Annotated in this window: 1 protein-coding gene; it reads left to right on the top strand. The window is 75.8% G+C overall.

The features are described from left to right. The coding region (locus DVA66_RS20165; protein ID WP_232822100.1) for a tubulin-like doman-containing protein at positions 1-1,648 on the top strand (1,648 nt) is incomplete at both ends.

Raw genomic sequence — 1,648 nt, 5'->3', positions numbered from 1 at the left:
GGCTGGCAGTTCCTCTGCGTCGACGTCCCCTCCTCACCCGACCGCGCCCCCGACGCGCTACCGACCGTCCGCGAGGCCGGCGGGGCCTACCTCGGGCTGGGCCGGCAGGGGCTGGCCTACAGCCACTGCGACGAGAACGTCAGCGCCCGGGCCGCCGGGGCGCTGGCCGAGCTGGGCACCTGGGCGCCGCGGCGCACCGAGAGCGGCTGGCACCCCACCGCCCCGCCGCAGAGCGTCGCCAACGGGGCCGGCCAGCTGCGCGCGGTCGGCCGGATGGTGCTGCTCAACGGTGCGGAGCGGGTCCGCGACGAGCTGCGCGCCGCCTGGGAGCGGGTCAACGACGCCCGCGCCCACGCCGACCTGCAGCAGGTGAGCAGCCAGCTGGGGGAGAGCTACTCGCCCAACGACGCCGCCCTCGTCCTGGTGGTCGGCTCGATGGCCGGCGGCGCCGGCTCGTCGATGACGCTCGACCTGTGCCGGATGCTCGTCCAGCTCGGCATCCGCCAGGACGACGTGGCCACCTTCCTCGCCACCCCCGACACCTTCGACGCACTGCCGGAGTCCGAGCGCCCCGGGGTGCGGGCCAATGGGCTCGGCATGGTCGGGGAGGTGGTCAGCGCCCAGGCCGGCGCGGCCCGGCGCCACGACAACGCCCTGCTCGGTGCGATCGGCATCACCGACGACTCCGGCCAGGACGTCCCGTTCAAGCGGGTCTTCCCGGTCGGGCTCAGCGGCCACGGCGGCGCCCGGTTCGGAACCGAGCCCAAGGACCTCTACCGGGCGCTGGGGCGTGGTCTGGCCGCGCTGGTGGCCAGCGGCACCGCGTCGGCGGAGTTCGCCGCCTTCGACCTCACCAACGCCTCCGCCCCGGTCGACACCTCGGTCTTCGGCTGGGGTTCGGACGGCCGGACGCTGGCCTGGGGCTCCTTCGGCTACGCCTCGCTCACCATGGGCCGGGAGCGCTACGCCGAGTACGCCGCCCAGCGGATCGCCCGGATGACGGTCGACCGGATGCTCGACGGGCACCTGCAGCCCGGCAACCCCGCCGGCGGCGACCAGCAGGCCCGCGACCTCGTCGGCTCGCAGTGGACGCACCTGGCGCCGCGGCTCGGCGTCCCGGAGTCGGGATCGGAGCAGGTCGTCAAGCAGTGGCTGCTCAGCACCCTGCCGCAGGCCGAGGTCGGCCGCCGGGTGACGGGGGTGGTCGAGGAGGTGCTGCGGCCCCAGCTGCCCGGCAGCCTCGGCCAGACCGCCGTGCACTGGGGCGGCGTGGTGGGGGAGGCGCTGCGGCGCACCGCCGCCGGCTACGGCGCCCGGCTGGACGCCGAGGCCTACCGCTGGGCGAACGAGTGGCTGCAGCAGCTGCACGGCGCCGTCCTCGACGTGGTCGCCGCCGAGGTGTCGCGGTTCGGGCTGGCCTACGGCACCACCCTGGTCGACGGCGTCCAGTCGGTGCTGGAGCAGTCGGTGGGCCACCTGCGCACGATGTCGGCGGCCACCGTGCCGCCGGTGGCGGTGCCGCCGCGCGTGAGCGAGGCGCTGGCGCGGACGAAGGGCCAGATCACCGGCGGCACCGGCGGGGACACCCTGCTCGACAGCGTGCTGGAGTCCGCTCAGGAGAGCGGGGTCCGCCAGCTCTACGTCTCCG

This window comes from Desertihabitans aurantiacus, assembly GCF_003344635.1.
GTDB lineage: Bacteria > Actinomycetota > Actinomycetes > Propionibacteriales > Propionibacteriaceae > Desertihabitans > Desertihabitans aurantiacus.
Note: the sequence above shows the minus strand (reverse complement) of the source record. Positions and strands in the feature narration are given on the sequence as shown.